This is a genomic window from Magnetococcus marinus MC-1, assembly GCF_000014865.1.
GTDB classification, from domain to species: domain Bacteria; phylum Pseudomonadota; class Magnetococcia; order Magnetococcales; family Magnetococcaceae; genus Magnetococcus; species Magnetococcus marinus.
The window spans coordinates 4,569,195-4,588,349 of sequence record NC_008576.1; the positions used below are offsets into that span (position 1 = coordinate 4,569,195).

The window sequence follows — 19,155 nt, forward strand, 5'->3', positions numbered from 1 at the left end:
GGTTAAGCGAACGTTGACCTTTTAATGGTGCCCCAAAACCAACACGAACACCTTAAAGCACCCACTAAAAAAGGGCCGATCCATGCCGGACCGACCCTCTTTTAAACGCACCATCCGTAACCGCTACTTAGCCAACACTAGAGACTTGGCTGGCTGGGGTACGGGTATCCATGTTTTTACCACGGTTGGTGTGATCATCAATCTCAGCCGCTGAGCCGATCATGCGACCAAACAAGAAGGTGGTAAAGGCCGCTGACTCCATACTGTCGTTGCTGATCTCACCCTTGCTGTAGGAGCTCCACAACATTTTCAGCAAAATCACCGCAATAACCGCATCCACATTGACGCAATAGACATTCTTACTCACGCCCGCTTTGAACAGACCATTCACTAACTCATGGTAGTAGTCCAAAAAGACGTTATAGTCGCCACGCTTCTTGAACAGCCCATTGACAAACTGTTCACGAGGATCGTAGTTGACGTCCTTATTTTTGAACACGGGATGGTTGATACAGGGTACCTTGAAATAATTCAAATCCCCTTCAGCCTTCGCCTTGTTTTTGTACTTTTTGTACTCTTTGGCGTAGTTGAGCGCCATCTCAGCCAAATCCAACGAGGTGGCCTTGCCTGGATCGGTCAAACCACTATCTTTAAAGCGATCCACCAAGAAAGCAATCGCCTCAAAGCCATTACCACCATGGGCAAAGCCGGTGTGGGTCAGGAAGCCAATGTAACCTTTGTTAATCTGTACCCGATCCGATACCTCTGGACCATCCGCAGAAACCGCACCCTTGGCACCCTGTGCCGAAATGGTGCCAGGACCGTTGGTAATAATCAGACCCAACAAGACCGAGAAGCTGTAGAGCTCATTTTGGTCGGGCTTACGCCCAAACAGCGCCAAAAAGGCCGTGGCGGTGAAGCTCCAGCTATTAATCAACTCGCTGTTGGAGACACCCTCAAAGCGATCTCCGCTTTGACCTTCGGCAGCTACCGCCGCACCCACCATGGTGGAGAACACCTCAAAATGCCAAGGCAGATTAACCACCGTAATGCGCGACAGACGCTTGCGCATCAACGGACGCCACGCCACATGCAAGGCAATGGCAGCGATCACACCATCTCGGCTGGGCTGCTTACCAACCTTGGCCGCCACCGCTTTGACAAACTCAATGAAGATACTCTTGGCACCCCGTGCCTCACAGCCTGCCAACATCGCAGCCGCACCATCGTCACTGTCGCTGGTAAACAACGCCGCATCAGCCATAGCCAGCTGGGCGCTATAATTACCATCCGCAGCCACATTGGTGATCCCACTACGACCAAACAGCTCTATCAAAGCATCGGTGGCCTTACGGGCCCCCTCAACCAACTTGGGACCCACCATACCCACCGCCGTGGAGAGTACAACGTTGGGGCTGCTCCCTGCGGCACGGGCCGCATCCGCCGCCAACAACGCAGGTTTGCCATGTTGGTTGACCGCTGCGTTTAAGACCACGTTCATCAACGCCTGTCCGGTTGCATCAGGATACTCACGCAACAGTGACTGCGCCAAGTTCTCTTCCAACGTATGGGTCGAAGCATCCAGCACACTGGTACCATGGATCGAAGAGACCTGAGTCTTAGGATCCATCTTAGAAGCACCAGAAGCATCTTTCATGCTCTGACGCGGAAAGACCGTGCCCACCTGCTTGGAGAGCGCTTCAATTTGATCATCATAGGGAGAGACCGCCTTTTCAGCTTTGTAGGTAAGCTTTTCTGGCAGCGTCATACCCTGGTCATTTTCAAACCAGCACTTCAGGGAGAGATCCCCATGGGGTTCAAAGTCCGGCTGCACCCCATTGAGTGCCATCACCTTGGAGAGCGCCAGGGGAATATGGGCAATGTTGGTGACCACCGCGCCCTTGGCACTGCACACCGGATTTTCTGGCGTAAAGAGGCCATCGACCCCAAACTTCTCCATGAACCACTCTTCTTTAGCCAGTGCATTATCGCCGGAACCGGCAATGGCACCCGCATGCCCACAAGAGCGGGTCAGTTTGGCTTTCCAACGGCCTACCACACAGGCTACAACCGGCTTCTTAAACACCAGATCATGTTCATAATAGCCACCGGGCTCTACATAAAAGACCGCCGCTTTGGTGCGGTCATCATTATGCATAGCATAGGTATATTCAGGTGCCGCATAGTGAATATAAACATCTTTACCTGAACTCACCGAGGTGGTGGTGCCCCAACCAGCCGTGGCCAGATAGACCGCAATGGTGGTGGTAAAGTTACCCGAGTTGGAAAAGATGGAAACGGAACCAGGAATCAACGACTCTTCTGGATTCGCCCCACCCAAAGCCCCACCAATACGCACCTTGTTGTGTGCATCGGCCACACCCAGGCAGTTGGCACCCAGAACATCCACACCACGCATTTGGCAATAAGCGCGAATAATGCGGGCATCCTTAACCGCAACCTTCTCGGTCAGGATCACCACCTTTTTAAGGTTGGGGCTTACACGAACCGCCTCAATGACGGCATCTTTTACACCCGATGGGGGAACATACACCACCGCCGCATTAAACACATGACCCGCTTCCACCGCCTCCAGCACGTTGCTGTAGACAGGGATATCCCCAGCAGGGGTTTTGAGGGTGCTGCCGGAACGCCCTGGCTGGGTACCGCAGACGATGTTGCCACCCGAATAGGCATGGCTGATGGGGGTAACACTCTTACTCTCGCCACCAAGGATGTTCAGAACGCAGACGCGATCTTCCTTGGTCGCCATTTCGGCCAGAGAGTGAATGCCCACATAATAAGGAAACTCCGACACCCCTTTAGCCAGTTGGGTGTGGTAGCCTTCGTTAAGATTTTGCTTTAATTCTTGAGACATTGATCGTTCCTCGGTCAATGGCGTTGTGGCGAAGGTGCGCACTGAATCGGTGGATAAACCCCCAAATCAGGCGTCACAGCCCAGCTTATCGGCAACCTGTTGACGGCCACCATTGGCCATCCAGTCGTCGATATCCTTGGCATAATTCACCACTTCACTCATGGCGGAATCATAGCCAAAGAAGCGATAGGGCAGACCCAGTGCGTCCAGGGTATCTTTCAAATAACCCATACCGCGGATCAGGTTAGGCCCACCACGACCCACCACCACATAGAGTGGCGTTGGGCCATATTCGCCGAAATATTCCCGCAACGCATCCGCCATACCCCGGAACGTCTCAAAGATATCGGTATTGTTGGCCTTACCACCGATAATGAAGAAAACGTTGCTCTGTTTAATCCAATATTTCATGGTGATACGGCTGATGTCATACATTTTTTGATAGGGAGGATTGCCGCCAAAATCCGAAGAGATGGTGGCCCGATCACCCAGTTGCTCCGTTACCAATGCGTTGGCACCACCACCAAAGGTCATGGCGGTGATAGAGCCTTGGTCATTGATCACGTACACGTCCGACTGCCCCTGATAGGTGCGCAGTTGGTTGACCTCCATCTCAAAATTGGAGTAGTCCGCCATATCCAGATCGGTGGGCAGATTAAGACGCTCAACATTGGGATCATCCCCATCAAAGGAGCACTTAAAGTCACACGCCACCGGGACCAGACGGCCACTGGCATCGGGCATCATACGAATGGGGTTCAGCTCCAGCGTGGTCATGCCATAGTTGTGGTAGAGATCCCACAGCTTGGGCAGATTTTGTACCAGTGGACTGATAATCTCATTGGGCGCACCCAAACGGGTTAGCGCATTAGAGACCACAAAACCTTTAAAACCGGTCAGTGGGTCAAAGGGCACCGTGGCGATCTTCTCCGGGGGGAGCTCTTCGATATCCACCCCACCATGGTGGGTGATGGTAACCGTGGGTGCCCGATATTTGGTGCTATCGGTAATGGAAAAGTAGACCTCATACTTGGCTTCCACAAAGCTTTCAAAGGTCACACCCTCTGCCTTGGCATAGGCATTACCGTGCTGATGCTCTGCAAAATAGAGCCGTTCCTTCTCTTTGAGTGCGGTCTGCACATCCTTGGCAATACCAAGTAGTCCGGCCTTGCCTTTCTTGCCTACACCACCTTTAAAAATTGGCTTAACCAGCAAACCACCAGCCTCGTCAATCATGGACTGTAGTTCGCCGGCTGAGGCTTCTGGCCCTAGCACTTTGGAGGTGGGAAATCCAACATACTTAAGAAGCTTGGATCCCCAGTACATTCCTGTAATCTGCATTAGAACGACTCCCTTAAACCTGGAGTGAGTTGATTCTGTATTCAGGCTATCCATACTCCTTATCACAAAGGCGTAATATTAGCCAGTCCTGATGTTGGTTTTTTGCCATAAACATTCACAACAGTGATGCCACCCAACGCGATTTGCAATAACCCAAAAAAAAGAGCAAGTCGTTTGCACGCTTGCTCTTTTTGTAAATCTCAAAGTGGCGGGAGCGACGGGACTTGAACCCGCGACCTCCGGCGTGACAGGCCGGCATTCTAACCAACTGAACTACGCCCCCGCAAAGGGCGGATCTTAACGATCCATTTGTTCATCGCCATGCGATGAGGCGGAAAAAATACCGCTTTGTGAAAACGAAGTCAACATCTTTTGACAAAAAAATTTGACCCCGCCCTCGACCCTCATTTAGACCCATGGAGTATCACCGCAACCTTATGAACAAGGATGAAGTGGTGGGCGAAACAGGGTTCGAACCTGTGACCCTCGCCTTGTAAGGGCGATGCTCTCCCAGCTGAGCTATTCGCCCCCATGTGTCCGATTAGGGAACCATAGAAATACAGCTTTTCAAAATGGGATGCAACCCTTTTGCGACACAATTTTCAAGTTTCTTTCTTCCATCTATATTTTCACCTACTTTCAATAGGATCTATTTATCGTTGGCTGCACATTCCCCTTTTCAATCCTGCGTAGGTAGACCATGTTACGTCGCCAACGCCCTTTTTTAGGCTGCTGCAATCCCCAAAACCAAAAAGAGCACACCCCACGGTGTGCTCTTTTTGCAACGCTTAACCCGCTTGCCACGCCATTTTAGTGGTGAGGCACACTACCCAGCGGTTCACTCTCTTCTCCTATCCCCTTTTCCAAGGGTAGGGCGGTTTCAACCACCACATCCACCTGTTCCGGCATGCGGACCAGAGCCAGTTTTAAAACTTCGCTCACATGCCGCACCGGATGGATCTCCAGATCTTTAAGGATGCTCTGAGGAATCTCTTTTAGATCCTTCACATTATCCTCGGGTATCAACACCCGTCGAATGCCTGCACGGTGGGCCGCCAGTAGCTTTTCTTTCAATCCACCGATAATCAACACCCGACCACGCAGGGTGATCTCACCGGTCATCGCCACATCTTTGCACACCGCAATACCGGTCATACAACTGACCAGCGTCGTACATAAAGCAATGCCCGCTGAGGGGCCATCCTTGGGGGTAGCACCCTCTGGCACGTGGATATGGAAATCCCGTTTCTGGAAAAACTCGCCCTTAATGCCCCACCCTTCCGCCATACTGCGGGCACAGGTCATCGCCGCTTGCACCGACTCCTGCATCACATCGCCCAACTTACCGGTGATGGTAAAGGAGCCCTTGCCCTCCAGATGGGTCGCTTCAATGGTGAGGATCTCCCCACCCACCTCGGTCCACGCCAAACCCGTGGTCACCCCGACAATGTCCGCCTCTTCCGCGATACCAAAACGGAAACGCCGGGTACCCAAATATTTCTCTAAACTCTGGGCGGTAATGGTGACCTTTTTACGATTCTCTTCCGTCAACAAAATACGCGCCGCCTTACGACACAACGCCCCAACCTCCCGCTCCAGATTACGCACCCCCGACTCCCGGGTGTAGTAGCGGATAATATCGGTAATGGTACCCGACGAAATGCTCAACTCCTGCTCCGTCAAGCCATGCTCTTCCATCTGTCGGGGAATCAGATAGCGGGTGGCAATGCGCAGCTTTTCATCCTCGGTATACCCCGCCAGACGGATCACCTCCATACGGTCCAACAGGGGACGCGCAATGTTCAGGCTGTTGGCGGTGGTAATAAACATCACATTGCTGAGGTTGTAATCCACCTCCATATAGTGGTCACTAAAGGCCACATTCTGTTCGGGGTCCAACACCTCTAACAACGCCGACGACGGATCACCCCGGTAGTCAGAGCCTACCTTATCAATCTCATCAAGCAAAAACAGCGGATTACGCGTGCCTGCCCGCTTCATGGATTGAATAATCTTACCCGGCATAGAACCAATGTAGGTGCGACGATGACCGCGAATCTCCGCCTCATCCCGTACCCCACCCAGTGAAATACGCACATACTCGCGCCCCGTGGCCCGTGCAATGGATTTCGCCAGCGAAGTCTTACCCACCCCCGGCGGTCCCACCAGACAGAGAATGGGACCCTTCATCTTGCCCACTTTCTTCTGTACCGCCAGATACTCCAATATGCGCTCTTTGACCTTCTTCAGACCATCATGATCCTCTTCCAAGATGGTCTCGGCCTCTGTAAGGTCATGCTTGAGCTCGCTCTCTTTGTTCCAGGGCAGCGAAACCAACCAGTCGATGTAGGTCCGCACCACCGTGGCCTCAGCCGACATGGGGGACATCTGCTTAAGCTTTTTAAGCTCACCATCGGCCTTCTTTTTAACCTCAGCGGGCATACCCGCTGCTTCGATCTTTTCGGTCAGTTCGGTGATCTCATCCTTCTCCGAACCCTCATCCCCCAACTCTTTCTGAATCGCCTTCATCTGCTCATTCAGATAGTAGTCGCGGTGGCTTTTCTCCATCTGCTTCTTAACCCGGCCACGGATGCGCTTTTCCACCTGAATCACCTCTATCTCCCGTTCTAACAGAAGATAGAGCTGCTCCAGTTGGTCCACCACCCCATCCACCTCCAACAACTGCTGCTTGTCAGAGACCTTGAGGGTCAGATGCGACGCCGCCGTATTGGCCAAACGCACCGGATCCTCAATGGATTGCAGTGTCATTAATACCTCTGGCGGCACCTTTTTGTTGAGCTTACCATACTGCTCAAACTGGGTGATCACCGAGCGCATTAAGGCCCGTGCTTCCGCATCGCTGTAGCTGGCTGGCTGTAGGGGCACAGCCTCGGCCTCAAAATGGGGTTCGCTCTGAATATAGCGCCGTACCCGCATACGTCGTAGCCCCTCCACCAGCACCTTTACCGTGCCGTCAGGGAGCTTGAGAATCTGGAGAATCGAACCCTCGACCCCCATCGTGTAGAGCTCCTCTTCCGACGGAGTGTCGGTTGAGGCCTCCTTCTGGGTCACCAAAAGGATACGTCGATCCTCTTCATTGGTCGCGGTAACCGCATCCAACGCGCGAATAGAACGATCACGCCCCACAAACAGGGGCACAATCATATGGGGAAAAACAACGATATCCCGTAGCGGTAATACCGGCATACGCACGGCAAGCCCTAACGAGTCGTAGGTTTCTTCAGTCATGCCTTACCTCATTTCAGGCATTGGCTTCCAAGGCTTCTTCAGCATAGATCAGCAGGGGCTCGATCTGCTTCTCAACCACTTCGCGGTTGATCACCACTTCGCGCACCCCTTGCTTGGAAGGAATCTCAAACATGATGTCAAGTAACGTCGACTCCAGCAGTGCACGCAGACCACGGGCACCGGTTTTACGCTCAATGGCCCTTTGCGCCAGCGCTTCTAAAGCACCATCGGTAAAGGTGAGCTTGACGTTCTCCATCTCCAACAGTTTTTGGTACTGTTTTACTAAGGCATTTTTCGGCTCTGTAAGAATACGCACCAACGCCTCTTTGCTCAGCTCTTCCAGGGTGGCCACCACCGGCAGACGCCCCACAAACTCGGGAATCAAACCAAAGGCCAGCAGATCCTCAGGCTCCAGCTCTTTAAGCAGGACGTTGACACTCTCCTCTTTGCTGTTCTTGCGTACCGTGGCCCCAAAACCAATACCATGATGTTTGCTCGAACGCTTCTCGATCACCTTCTCTAAACCATTGAAAGCCCCCCCACAGATCACCAAGATATTGGTGGTATCGACCTGTAGATACTCCTGCTGGGGATGCTTGCGACCACCCTGGGGCGGTACGCTGGCCACGGTACCTTCAATAATTTTCAACAACGCTTGCTGCACCCCTTCACCAGAGACATCACGGGTGATGGATGGGTTGTCGGATTTACGCGAGATTTTGTCAATCTCATCAATAAAAACAATACCCCGCTGGGCCTTTTCCACATCATTATCGGCCGCCTGTAACAGGCGCAGGATAATGTTCTCCACATCCTCCCCCACATAACCGGCCTCGGTCAGGGTGGTGGCATCGGTGATGGTAAAGGGGACATCCAGTAGGCGCGCCAGGGTTTGCGCCAACAGCGTTTTACCCGAACCCGTGGGACCGATCATCAACACGTTGCTTTTGGAGATCTCCACATCTGCTGAAGTATCGTTACTCTCCAGCCGCTTGTAGTGGTTATAGACCGCCACCGCCAAGGTACGCTTGGCGTTATCCTGGCCGATAACATAATCGTCCAGGGTGCTTTTAATCTCCATCGGGGTGGGTACACCGCCCCGCTTTTTCTCAAGCTGATCGCTCTTATCTTCACGAATGATCTCCATACAGAGATCAACACACTCATCACAGATAAACACGGAAGGGCCGGCAATCAGCTTGCGCGCCTCGTTCTGGCTCTTACCGCAGAACGAGCAGTGCAGGATGCTGCTGGAATCGGAAGAGTTATTGGGCATGGTTAGCTCTACTCCATAACAGGTCCCGCCCAGGTGGGCCGGGCTCATTCCACAGAGGCTACTCTTAGGTTAGAGTCGGCTTTGTGGGAAGTTGTTTCTGCTTATATGCTAAAGCCCTTCGACTTCGCACCGCAGCTACCTTCGTTAGGTAGACTTAAAACAACAGGTTGTCATATAAAATGGCGTGCACACATGGGTAAAACCAGCCCACCCCTACCCGCCACACGTTTGATTTAAGACTCAGCCTCAGCCTCGGGCAGTTCCCGATGGCTAATCACCTTATCCACCAAACCGTACTCTACCGCCTCGGTCGCGGATAAAAAGTTGTCCCGTTCGGTATCCAACTGCACCTGCTCTAGGGGCTTGCCGGTATGATGCGACAGCACTTGGTTAAGATTTTCACGAATCCGCAAAATCTCCCGGGCGTGGATCTCAAAATCGCTGGCCTGACCCGAAAAACCCCCTAAAGGTTGGTGAATCATCACCCGCGCGTTGGGTAGTACCAAGCGCTTACCGGCCTCACCCGCTGCCAACAATACCGCGCCCATACTGGCCGCCTGTCCAATACAGAGGGTACTTACACTGGGGCGGATAAACTGCATGGTGTCATAGATCGCCATACCAGCCGTCACCGAACCACCCGGGCTATTGATGTAGAGGTGAATATCCTTTTCAGGATTTTCCGACTCTAAAAAAAGCAGCTGGGCAACCACCAGGTTGGCCATGTGCTCCTCGACTTGGCCCACCAAAAAAACCACCCGCTCCTTGAGCAGACGAGAGTAAATATCGTAGGCGCGCTCGCCCCGGTTGGTGGTCTCCACCACCATTGGCACCAAACTCATGGTATCCATACTCCTAAAAAATCCTTGAAGAAGTGCACCCGGCCCACACTGGCTGCGCGAACGCCTCTCTTTTGTCCATTATCTAACAAAGGACCGTTAGCAAGTTTTGAACCATGGAACGCTATGAAGTTCCCACTTAACGCAGCGGCCATGGTTTATAGGCTGCCCCAATATCCCTTGCCCAAACCAAACCATAAGCTCTAAGTGTATCCCATGAACCCCCACCAGACGCAAGGCGTCATGGTATGAAAAAGGCCCGGAGTGTCCAACACACCGGGCCTTTTTATCTATTACCTTAACCACCTACGCCGCGAAAATGGGCACCCTGTGTCCAAAACAGCCGTAAAATGGTACAATTTTATTCAGCCTGCCTTAACCGCGCTGCGCCACCAACTCTTCAAAAGATTTTTCTTCTTCTGTCACGGTGCCCTGTTCAATCAACCAAGCCACGGTTTTCTCTTCCAACGCGGCACCCCGGAACTCCTCTAAACGCGCCTTATCCTTCTTGAGCTGCGCCTTGAGCTGCTCAGCATAGTCCCCAGCCGCAAACTGCTGCACCAGCGCGTCAATGTGGGCTTCAACCGCCTGATCATCAATTTCCAGATTCTCTTTGCTGACGATACTGCCCATCAACAGACCCAGAATGATGCGCTCTTTGGCCTTTTCAGCGTACTGGTTACGCCAAGTCTCATCGGTAAAACCAAGCTGCTCGGGATCAACCCCTTGACGGCTGTACTCCTCTTTCGCCGTGGCCACCATCTGCTCAATCTCATGATCCACCATCTGACTGGGCAGCTCATTGGGATTGTTTTCCAACAGCAGCTTAAACACCTGCTGTTTCATCTCTTGCTTGGCTACCTTGTCGGCCTCTTTGACCAGACGCTCGTGGATCTCTTGCTTCATCGCCTCCACGCCGCCCTCTTGGACACCGGCTTTTTTCGCCAGCTCTTCGTCCACCTCTGGCAGCTCACGGCTTTCGATGGCTTTTACCACACACTTAAAAATCGCCTCTTTGCCCGCCAACTGGGTACCATGATAATCTTCTGGGAAGGTGACCTTAACCTCCAGCGCATCCCCCCCCTTGGCACCGATAAGCTGATCCTCAAAACCAGGGATAAACCGGTTGGAACCCAGCTCTAACACATAATCTTCCGCTTTGCCGCCCTCAAAGGCTTCACCATCCACAAAGCCCTCAAAATCAAAGGTCATGCGGTCACCGCTGGCAGCCGCCACACCCTCTTGGGTACGATATTCGGCATTGGCCTCGCGTACCCGGGTGATCACCGTCTCAACATCAGAATCCTGGATGGTCACCACCGGTTTGGTCAAGCTCATACCGGTGTAATCCTTGGGCTCAATCACGGGAAAAATCTGAATTTTGGCCGTGTAGGTGAAAGGCTTGCCCTTCTCCAACTCCACCAGATCCAGCTCAGGCTGACCCACGGGGCGTAGCCCTTTTTCCATCAATGCGGTGGGGTATGAATCCCGAAACAGCTGTTCAGCAACCTCAGCCCGGATACTGGCCCCAAAGCGTTGCTCAATCATCTTGGTAGGCACCTTGCCCGCCCGAAAACCAGGGAGACGAACCTGAGCGGCCGTTTTGGTCATTTCTTGGCTGAGTAGCGCATCGACCTTCTCCGCCGCAACGGTGATGGTGATATCGCGATCAAAAAGGCCATTCTCTACAACGTTGACTTCCATGATGAGCACCGGTTTTGGTTTTTTTGAGCGATGAGGTTAAGAAATGTTTACTCGGGAAGAAGAGTTGGTGCGAAAGGGGGGAGTCGAACCCCCACGCCTTGCGGCACTGGATCCTAAGTCCAGCGCGTCTACCAGTTCCGCCACTTTCGCCCACAGCTGGAGGCTGATATCCACCCGACAAACGACATAACAAAAAGAACCCGGCCCTGCAAAGGGCCGGGTCCCATTTTGATCTTGGGGCGATGGACGAGATTTGAACTCGCGACCGCCGGAGCCACAATCCGGAGCTCTACCCCTGAGCTACCACCGCCATAATCATCGTGCGATCCCGACGAAGCCGCTGGCCTAACCACCACCAGCTCATCGAAGAAACCGACTTATATTTAATGTCTCAGCAAAGGAATGGCAAAGTATTTTTTTCCGCTCACGCGATAACCTTGCCCTTTACCCTTGGGTTTAGCCAGAACGATGCCCCTTTTTTTGTGGCAAAGGGGGTGGCGCGCCCGGCAGGACTCGAACCTGCAACCTACGGCTTAGAAGGCCGTTGCTCTATCCAGTTGAGCCACAAGCGCTAACAACCGATACAGTCTCAAGTTCCCAAGGTGGCGGAAAAGCTGGTCGGGGCGAGAGGATTCGAACCTCCGACCCTCGGTTCCCAAAACCGATGCGCTACCAGACTGCGCTACACCCCGAATCCGCAAACGCCAGATAATCCCAACTCTTTTTAAGGCCAACCTATGATAGGCTCCCTCAAAAGGGCCAAAAAAATCCCGTATTGGACACTCTTCCATTTCCGAGAACAGGCAATATACGACAACCCCGCAGGCGTGACAAGTACTATTCGCGCTGCTTTTACACAATCCATTAACAAACCGTCTCAACAGCGCTATAATGCTTCGTTCCGTTTTGCCGTGCCCTTGGTTTAATCTTTCTCAAGGAGCTTGTTGGTATCCTTGATTAAGCTATCCATGTGCCTGTTTATAAATGGAATAAATATAACCAACCCCTTTCACCGGCGGGTGGTTCAGTCGCGCTGCGGCGCTGGATCCCTTACTATCGAGGGTATGTAGAAACACCCATGAAGCTCGTTGTCGTTGGATTAAACCATAAGAGCGCACCGGTCTCCTTACGTGAGAAGGTCGCCTACAGCAGTGATACCCTGCCCCGCAGCCTACAGGCCCTTACCCGCCTAGATGCGGTGCATGAGGGTACCATTCTGTCGACCTGTAACCGGGTGGAGATCTATATGGCCAGCCGCGACCCCGACGCGGCTGCGGCCCAAACCAGTCAGTGGATCGCCCGCGATCACGCCCTTGACCCCGCCGATGTCACCCCCCATCTCTATACCAAGGCCGAGTCCGAGGCGGTGCGTCACGGTTTTTGTGTAGCCTCTAGTCTGGACTCCATGGTTTTGGGCGAGGCTCAAATTCTCGGCCAAATGAAACAAGCCTATCAAGATGCTCTCTCCGCTGGTTCCACCGGGGTGGTGCTCAACCGTTTTTTCCAACACGCCTTTTTAACCGCCAAACGGGTCCGTACCGAAACCTCCATTGCGGAAAATTCCGTCTCGGTGGCCTCTGCCGCTGTGGATCTGGCCAAACGCATCTTTGGTGATCTGAGCGGTCATAGCTGCCTGCTGATCGGGGCCGGTGAAATGTGTGAATTGGCGGCCCGCCATCTGGTAACCCATGGGGTCAAAGAGGTGCTGGTGACCAACCGCACCTTTAGCCGCGCAGTGGATCTTGCGCAGCAGTTTGATGGTCATGCTTTTCCCATCGAAGCATTGGCCGAAAATCTACATCGCGCCGATATTGTCATCTCCTCCACCGGCTCCACCGTCTATATGGTCGGGCCGGATATGGTGAAACAGGCTCTCAAAAGCCGTCGCCAACGCCCCATATTTCTTATTGATATTGCCGTACCTCGGGATTTAGATCCCGAGATCGGTCAAGTGGATAGCGCTTTTCTTTACGATATGGACGACCTTAATAAAATCGTCAACGACAACCGCCAAGACCGTGCCGAGGCCGCTCAGGCTGCCATGCAGATTATCGAGGGGGAAACCCCCCTGTTTATCCAATGGTTGGATACCCTGGATGTGGTGCCCACCATCAAACAGATGCGCCGCAAGGCCGAAGCGGCCAAAGACCAGCTCTTGCAAAAACATTTGGCAGGCTGGGATCTAAGTGATACCGACCGGCAAAGGGTCGAAAATCTGGCCCGCCAACTGGTCAATAAGTTGATGCATGATCCCACCGAACGGTTACGTAGCCTAACCAATGAGCATGACGGCGACCGTTATATCGATGCGGCCCGCAAACTCTATAAGTTGGATGACGACTAGCGGACTTCCCTTGTTTTGCGTCCTCTCTGTAACGCCCTAAACCCACAACCTTAAAGCCCTGGCGGCCTCCCTTTAGGCGGTCGCTGGAATGCCTATCAACCTTTTCATACAGAATCGCCAAGAGACCCCATGGCCATTGAAGAGAAGCTTGAATCCCTAACCAGCCGTCATGCGGAGCTTTCCGCCCACTTGGCCGACCCTACGACCGTGTCGGATTCCAAACGGTTTGCCGCCTACAGCAAAGAGTTTTCCGATCTGGAACCCGTTGTGGCAGCATGGCAGGCCCACTTGGCTATCCTGCAACAGCTCGCGGAGACCGATGAGATGTTGGCCGAGGCCGGTGATGACGCCGAGATGCGGCAGATGGCCCGCGAGGAGCGGGAAACCCTAAAAAATAAATTGGAGCAGAGTCAGAAGCATCTACACCTTATGCTGCTCCCCAAAGATCCCAATGACGACAAAAACGTGATCTTGGAAATCCGCGCCGGTACCGGCGGTGAAGAGGCTGCCCTATTTGTCTCTGACCTATTTCGCATGTATGGCCGTTTTGCCGAAATCAAAGGGTGGCGCATTGAGATGCTCTCCAGCAGCGCCACCGATCTGGGCGGCTATAAAGAGCTCATCGCCATGGTGCAGGGCAAAGGGGCCTACATGGGCCTAAAATATGAGTCGGGGGTGCATCGGGTACAGCGCATTCCAGTCACCGAGACGGGCGGACGCATTCACACCTCGGCGGTGACAGTGGCGATCCTGCCTGAAGCCGATGAGGTGGAGTTGCATATCGAAGATAAAGATCTGCGTATTGATGTCTACCGCTCATCCGGTCCTGGTGGGCAGAGCGTTAACACCACCGACTCGGCGGTGCGCATTACCCACCTGCCCACTGGCTTGGTGGTGATCTGTCAGGATGAAAAATCCCAGCACAAAAACAAAGCCAAGGCCATGAAAGTGCTACAAGCCCGTTTACTGGATGCCCAACAACAGGCGGCCGATTCGCAGCGGGCCGAAGCGCGCAAGGGACAGGTGGGCAGCGGTGACCGCTCTGAGCGGATTCGCACCTATAACTTTCCCCAGAGCCGGGTTACGGATCACCGCATCAACCTGACGTTACATAAACTTGATCAGGTGCTACAAGGAGGGTTGGCTGAGGTAGTGGATGCCTTGACCGCCCACGATCAAGCCTCCAAACTGGCCCACTTGGGCGGGGGAGATTAATCCCCCTTTATCTTTTACGTAACTTTTCTAAAGTCTTTTATGGCTTTACCTTTTTTAATAAAGACCGCTGGTCTTAATAGTGTCACGGTGCGTTTACCATGATCAAATTTGTACACCACACCGTCTGGGCCTTTGATGCCGAGTGGACCCCCGACCCTTTGGCAGGCCGCATGCTCTATAACTTAGATGAGGATCTGACCGATGCCCAGGTATTGGCGGAGATGTGGAAACAGGGGGGGGCCACCGAGGAGAACCCAACACCCTATCTAAAAACGGCGCTCTGTCGGTTTATCTCCATCGCTGCGGTGGTACGCCGTCAGCACCAGGATGGCACCATCACCGTTACCTTGATGTCCCTGCCAGAAGAGGTGGCGGATACTCAGGCACCCTATGCCAAAGAGGATGCTGTGCTCAGCCGCTTTCTCCAAGGCGTGGGTGAAAAAAAACCGCAGCTGGTGGGGTATAACTCCATTAGTGCCGATATTAAGGCGATGTTGCAACGTGGCATCATTCGTGGCATGCATCAGCCCAAATTTGCTCATCGCCCCAACAAACCGTGGGAAGGGGTTGACTACTTTGCCCGTGGCGGCGATTGGCATGTGGACCTTAAAGAGGTGGTCTCAGGGTGGGGACAGTTCACCCCCTCCCTGCATGAGATGGCAACCCTATCGGGTATTCCGGGCAAGATGGATGTGGCCGGGGATCAGGTGCCGCAAATGTGGTTGGATGGTCGTCTGGCCGATATTGTGGCCTATAATGAATTTGACGCCCTAACCACCTATCTGTTGTGGCTGCGCATGGTCCATTTTTCTGGCCATTTTGATGGGGCGACCTATCAAAATGAGCAAAATCTGGTGCGCGCCTTGATCGAACGGGAAGGGGCACAAAAGCCCCATCTGTTGGCCTATTTGCAACAGTGGGAACGCCTGACCAAGATGACCACGGCTTAATGTGGGGCGTGGAGGGGGTTATCCTCGCTTGCCGTCCGCTTACCGCTAAAAGCGGGGAACCCCTGTTGCGTGGTGGCTTCCCTACTCTATGTTGCGTCCTGCGCTTCTCTACGGTTATGGCTGGGCGTAACCTCGCTTTTAATGCGTAGATCTCATGGGTTTCGCTACCATGGAGGATCTACACTGCCCTTTTATACAAAGGTTGCCCATGTCCGAACAACTGTTTCGCCACATTCTTACTTCCCGCGTCTACGAGGCTGCGGTGGAGACCCCTTTGGAACAGTCGGCTTGGCTTTCGGCGCAGCTACGCAACCAAGTTTTTATTAAACGCGAGGATCTACAGCCTGTCTTTTCGTTTAAATTACGCGGGGCCTACAACAAAATGGCGCAGCTTACCCCTGAGCAGCGGGCCCGGGGCATTATTGCGGCCTCTGCGGGCAACCATGCGCAAGGGGTGGCCTTTAGCGCCCGTCAGTTGGGGTTATCTGCCACCATTGTGATGCCCTGCACCACCCCAGAGATCAAGGTGGGGGCGGTCAAACAGTTTGGTGCCCAGGTGGTGCTGCATGGGGATAACTACTCCATCGCCGCCGACCACTGTAAAGAGCTGGCTCAGCACAACGGCATGACCTTTATTCACCCCTTTGACGATGAGCTGGTGATCGCCGGACAGGGTACCGTGGGGCTGGAGATTATGCGCCAGAGCGGTAATCAACTGGACGCCATTTTTGTTCCGGTCGGCGGCGGGGGGTTGATTGCGGGCATTGCCACCTATGTAAAAAATCTGCTACCGCAGATCCGTATTATTGGCGTAGAACCCACCGATAGCGATGCCATGGCCCGCGCCCTAGAGGCGGGCAAGATTGTCTCTTTAGACCAAGTGGGCATCTTTGCCGATGGGGTGGCGGTGCGTGAGGTTGGTACACGCACCCTGGCGCTGTGTGAACAGTATGTGGATGAGATGGTGCGGGTCAATGTGGATGAGATCTGTACCGCCATCAAGTGGACCTATCAAGCCACCCGTGCCATTGTAGAGCCCGCAGGGGCCTTAGCGCTGGCTGGTTTACGCCGCTATGTGGCGGAAAAAGGCATAACCGGTCAACGCTTGGTGGTCATCAATAGCGGGGCCAATATGAACTTTGAGCGGCTCCGTTATGTAACCGAACGCACCATGGTTGGGGAGCAACGCGAGGCGCTGTTTGCCATCACCATACCTGAACAGCCCGGTGCTCTACGCCACTTTTGCCAAGAGGTGGTGGGGGACCATAATATTACCGAATTTAACTACCGTCTATCGGGGCGCGATGCCGCCCATATCTTTGTGGGCATTGATCTGCGTGAACCAGCCGAACGACAACTGCTCGCCCATCGGTTACAGAGTTTCCACTATCAATTTGTGGATCTTACCGAAAACGATCTGGCCAAGACCCACCTGCGTCATATGGTTGGCGGGCGTTCCCATGTGGTGCAGCATGAGCGTCTTTTGCGTTTTCGTTTCCCCGAACGGCCCGGTGCCTTGGCCCACTTTCTTACCACCATGCAGGCGGATTGGAACATCTCACTGTTTCAATACCGACTACACGGCGGGGAGTATGGTCGGGTGTTGATTGGTCTGGAGGTGCCCCCTGAGCAACACGATCAATTGCAAAGCTGCCTAGATAAGCTGGGTTTTCGCTATGTAGATGAGAGTGAGAATCCTGCCTATAAGCTGTTTCTCTAGGCGATCACATGGGTTAGACAGGAGTAAAAACCATGTTAAAACGCCATGTCTTAGCGGTCAACAGTGGTCGTGCCCAAGCCTTCATTGATATAACCGATGGGGTCAATGCCCTAATAAGCAAAGCGAAAATGCAACAGGGTCTATGCCACCTGTTTGTGCCCCATACCACCGCTGGCATCACCGTCAATGAAAACTGTGATCCCGACGTGGCTCGGGATATATTGGCGACCCTGGATCAATTGGTGCCCATCCATGGGAACTACCGCCATGCCGAAGGCAACAGCCACGCCCACCTGAAAGCAAGCTTGATGGGGCACGCTCTAAGTGTACCAATCGAGGGGGGTAAACTGTTGCTCGGTACTTGGCAAGGCCTCTATTTTACCGAATTTGACGGACCCCGCGCCCGCAAGGTCATCCTAACCCTTAGCGAGGGTTAGGGTTGCCCGCTGGGGATGCTACCGTACAAAAAAAGGGCTGGAGTTTGGCAGAACTCCAGCCCACTTTTCACGCCCACACCACCTCCGCTTAAGGGGGGGAGGAGGGAGATGGCAGGGCGATGGCAACAGCCCGGCAAGCCTAGCTGTATGCGCCATCCCTAAAGGGTGTTATCGCTACCCTTGTATCGTTCATCCTCAGTATAGAGTGAGTATCCTCTATGTTAGTTCATAATGAAATTCTAATTTTTATAGTGTGGTGCTGACCACACCCTAAAATCCCATATTTCCCCCCATAAATAACAAAAAAGCCCCCTACAGCGCGGCACAATGTAGGGGGCTTAAATCCAAATATAGACTTTATATCCGGTATGTTACAATAACAGCGTAGAAAGCGTGAACCGGTGTTGGTAAGGTGCGCCCATGGGGATTGTAACCATTTCCTGAAAAGTGTAACCCTTATGTAACAAACACTTAATCTGGATTTTTTTGGGAATCCCGCACATTTTTATGCATGCTATCCATGACAGCCCGGTAGTCCGGTTGGGAAAAGATGGCTGAACCGGCCACAAACACATTGGCCCCTGCTTCGGCTATTTTGGCGATGTTATCCGGTTTTACGCCGCCATCTACCTGGAGTTCAATGGGGCGATCCTGGCGGTTGATCATCTCCCGCACTTGGCGCACCTTGTTTAAGCTGTGGGGAATAAAGCTCTGCCCACCAAAACCGGGGTTCACACTCATCACCAATACCATATCGACCAAGTGCATGACATTTTCAATGGCGCTCACCGGGGTGGCGGGATTAATAGAAACCCCAGCCTTTTTTCCATACTCTTTGATAAGGTTAAGGGTACGATCAAGATGGTGGGTCGCCTCGGCATGCACGGTAATAATGTCACTACCCGCTTGGGCAAAGGCCTCAATGTAGGGGTCTACCGGCGAGATCATCAGGTGGACATCCAGGGGTTTGGTGGCTACCTTACGAATAGAGGCCACCACCGGTGGGCCCATGGTTAGGTTGGGCACAAAGTGGCCATCCATAACATCCACATGGATATAGTCGGCACCAGCCGCCTCTACCATACGGATCTCTTCGCCCAAGCGGGCAAAGTCAGCGGAGAGGATAGAGGGGGCTATTTTAATCATGCTGGTCTCGCTCCCGGGTAAGAGGTCGTAGGGGTCGTATCGGTTAGGGGGGATTG

Annotated in this window: 12 protein-coding genes and 6 tRNA genes; 5 read left to right on the forward strand and 13 right to left on the reverse strand. The window is 53.3% G+C overall.

Features of this window, described 5'->3' with window-relative positions:
* Nucleotides 1-127: 127 nt before the first annotated feature.
* The 12 genes from MMC1_RS18670 to MMC1_RS18725 form a co-directional block, all read right to left on the reverse strand.
* Nucleotides 128-2,878: a CoA-binding protein gene (locus tag MMC1_RS18670; RefSeq protein ID WP_011715176.1), complete on the reverse strand. Its 2,751-nt coding sequence runs from the start codon at nucleotides 2,876-2,878 to the stop codon at nucleotides 128-130.
* 66 nt (nucleotides 2,879-2,944) lie between these two features.
* Entirely contained in the window at nucleotides 2,945-4,219 is a 1,275-nt protein-coding gene (locus MMC1_RS18675; RefSeq protein ID WP_011715177.1) for an ATP citrate lyase citrate-binding domain-containing protein, read from the reverse strand.
* Nucleotides 4,220-4,425: 206 nt separating this feature from the next.
* Nucleotides 4,426-4,502 (reverse strand) — tRNA-Asp (locus tag MMC1_RS18680).
* Nucleotides 4,503-4,672: 170 nt separating this feature from the next.
* Nucleotides 4,673-4,748 (reverse strand) — tRNA-Val (locus MMC1_RS18685).
* A gap of 281 nt (nucleotides 4,749-5,029) precedes the next feature.
* Entirely contained in the window at nucleotides 5,030-7,468 is a 2,439-nt protein-coding gene (lon, locus tag MMC1_RS18690) for an endopeptidase La (protein WP_011715178.1), read from the reverse strand.
* A 13-nt stretch (nucleotides 7,469-7,481) separates the two neighbouring features.
* Nucleotides 7,482-8,744 carry an ATP-dependent Clp protease ATP-binding subunit ClpX gene (gene clpX / locus MMC1_RS18695; RefSeq protein ID WP_011715179.1) on the reverse strand — a complete coding sequence of 421 codons (1,263 nt, stop codon included), beginning with the start codon at nucleotides 8,742-8,744 and terminating at the stop codon, nucleotides 7,482-7,484.
* A gap of 233 nt (nucleotides 8,745-8,977) precedes the next feature.
* Complete coding sequence (gene clpP, locus MMC1_RS18700) at nucleotides 8,978-9,586, reverse strand: ATP-dependent Clp endopeptidase proteolytic subunit ClpP (protein ID WP_011715180.1); 609 nt, start codon at nucleotides 9,584-9,586, stop codon at nucleotides 8,978-8,980.
* A 372-nt stretch (nucleotides 9,587-9,958) separates the two neighbouring features.
* Nucleotides 9,959-11,287, reverse strand: coding sequence for a trigger factor (tig, locus tag MMC1_RS18705; RefSeq protein ID WP_011715181.1), 1,329 nt, complete (start codon nucleotides 11,285-11,287; stop codon nucleotides 9,959-9,961).
* A gap of 65 nt (nucleotides 11,288-11,352) precedes the next feature.
* Nucleotides 11,353-11,437: transfer RNA gene (locus MMC1_RS18710), tRNA-Leu, on the reverse strand.
* Between the two features lie 85 nt (nucleotides 11,438-11,522).
* Nucleotides 11,523-11,597, reverse strand: a tRNA-His gene (locus MMC1_RS18715).
* 185 nt (nucleotides 11,598-11,782) lie between these two features.
* Nucleotides 11,783-11,859, reverse strand: a tRNA-Arg gene (locus MMC1_RS18720).
* Nucleotides 11,860-11,902: 43 nt separating this feature from the next.
* Nucleotides 11,903-11,979 (reverse strand) — tRNA-Pro (locus MMC1_RS18725).
* Nucleotides 11,980-12,365: 386 nt separating this feature from the next.
* Between MMC1_RS18725 and hemA the strand changes: the two genes are divergently transcribed.
* The 5 genes from hemA (at nucleotide 12,366) to MMC1_RS18750 (ending at nucleotide 17,953) form a co-directional block, all read left to right on the forward strand.
* Nucleotides 12,366-13,631, forward strand: a complete 1,266-nt coding sequence (gene hemA, locus MMC1_RS18730; protein ID WP_011715182.1) for a glutamyl-tRNA reductase — start codon at nucleotides 12,366-12,368, stop codon at nucleotides 13,629-13,631.
* Between the two features lie 129 nt (nucleotides 13,632-13,760).
* Complete coding sequence (gene prfA, locus MMC1_RS18735) at nucleotides 13,761-14,846, forward strand: peptide chain release factor 1 (RefSeq protein WP_011715183.1); 1,086 nt, start codon at nucleotides 13,761-13,763, stop codon at nucleotides 14,844-14,846.
* 98 nt (nucleotides 14,847-14,944) lie between these two features.
* The gene (locus MMC1_RS18740; protein ID WP_011715184.1) at nucleotides 14,945-15,796 is read left to right on the forward strand and encodes a 3'-5' exonuclease; all 852 of its coding nucleotides are present in this window, start codon (nucleotides 14,945-14,947) and stop codon (nucleotides 15,794-15,796) included.
* A 208-nt stretch (nucleotides 15,797-16,004) separates the two neighbouring features.
* Nucleotides 16,005-17,516 carry a threonine ammonia-lyase, biosynthetic gene (gene ilvA / locus MMC1_RS18745; protein ID WP_041641469.1) on the forward strand — a complete coding sequence of 504 codons (1,512 nt, stop codon included), beginning with the start codon at nucleotides 16,005-16,007 and terminating at the stop codon, nucleotides 17,514-17,516.
* A 32-nt stretch (nucleotides 17,517-17,548) separates the two neighbouring features.
* Nucleotides 17,549-17,953: a secondary thiamine-phosphate synthase enzyme YjbQ gene (locus MMC1_RS18750; RefSeq protein WP_011715186.1), complete on the forward strand. Its 405-nt coding sequence runs from the start codon at nucleotides 17,549-17,551 to the stop codon at nucleotides 17,951-17,953.
* 471 nt (nucleotides 17,954-18,424) lie between these two features.
* Here MMC1_RS18750 and rpe read toward each other — a convergent pair whose 3' ends face one another.
* Nucleotides 18,425-19,099, reverse strand: coding sequence for a ribulose-phosphate 3-epimerase (gene rpe / locus MMC1_RS18755; RefSeq protein WP_011715187.1), 675 nt, complete (start codon nucleotides 19,097-19,099; stop codon nucleotides 18,425-18,427).
* Nucleotides 19,100-19,155: the final 56 nt, after the last annotated feature.

Coding starts and splice junctions, on each gene's coding strand:
- tig (WP_011715181.1), bottom strand. CDS start 11,287: ATGGAAGTCAACGTTGTAGAGAATGGCCTTTTTGATCGCGATATCACC.
- MMC1_RS18675 (WP_011715177.1), bottom strand. CDS start 4,219: ATGCAGATTACAGGAATGTACTGGGGATCCAAGCTTCTTAAGTATGTT.
- prfA (WP_011715183.1), top strand. CDS start 13,761: ATGGCCATTGAAGAGAAGCTTGAATCCCTAACCAGCCGTCATGCGGAG.
- hemA (WP_011715182.1), top strand. CDS start 12,366: ATGAAGCTCGTTGTCGTTGGATTAAACCATAAGAGCGCACCGGTCTCC.
- lon (WP_011715178.1), bottom strand. CDS start 7,468: ATGACTGAAGAAACCTACGACTCGTTAGGGCTTGCCGTGCGTATGCCG.
- MMC1_RS18750 (WP_011715186.1), top strand. CDS start 17,549: ATGTTAAAACGCCATGTCTTAGCGGTCAACAGTGGTCGTGCCCAAGCC.
- MMC1_RS18740 (WP_011715184.1), top strand. CDS start 14,945: ATGATCAAATTTGTACACCACACCGTCTGGGCCTTTGATGCCGAGTGG.
- rpe (WP_011715187.1), bottom strand. CDS start 19,099: ATGATTAAAATAGCCCCCTCTATCCTCTCCGCTGACTTTGCCCGCTTG.
- clpX (WP_011715179.1), bottom strand. CDS start 8,744: ATGCCCAATAACTCTTCCGATTCCAGCAGCATCCTGCACTGCTCGTTC.
- clpP (WP_011715180.1), bottom strand. CDS start 9,586: ATGAGTTTGGTGCCAATGGTGGTGGAGACCACCAACCGGGGCGAGCGC.
- MMC1_RS18670 (WP_011715176.1), bottom strand. CDS start 2,878: ATGTCTCAAGAATTAAAGCAAAATCTTAACGAAGGCTACCACACCCAA.
- ilvA (WP_041641469.1), top strand. CDS start 16,005: ATGTCCGAACAACTGTTTCGCCACATTCTTACTTCCCGCGTCTACGAG.